The organism is Streptomyces sp. 13-12-16, assembly GCF_002114215.1.
Taxonomy (GTDB): Bacteria; Actinomycetota; Actinomycetes; order Streptomycetales; family Streptomycetaceae; genus Streptomyces.
Genome location: NZ_NCTE01001513.1, coordinates 9,129 through 9,335 on the forward strand (window position 1 = coordinate 9,129; position 207 = coordinate 9,335).

Consider the following 207-nt stretch of genomic DNA (forward strand, 5'->3'; position numbering starts at 1 on the left):
TGCGCGGCGTCTTGGGCATCGGGTGCTGGCCGTGGTGCGGGGCAGTGCGGTGAACCAGGATGGTGCGTCGAACGGGTTGACGGCGCCGAATGGTCCGTCGCAGCAGCGGGTGATCCGGCAGGCGTTGGCCAGTGGGGGGCTGTCCGCCGGTGATGTGGATGTGGTGGAGGCGCACGGTACGGGCACGACGTTGGGTGATCCGATCGA

The 207-nt window shown here is 69.1% G+C and carries 1 protein-coding gene; it reads left to right on the forward strand.

All coding sequences use genetic code 11. The features are described from left to right. Positions 1 to 207, forward strand: a 207-nt coding sequence (locus B7767_RS47625) for a hypothetical protein (protein WP_256923821.1), incomplete at both ends; no start/stop codon positions are given.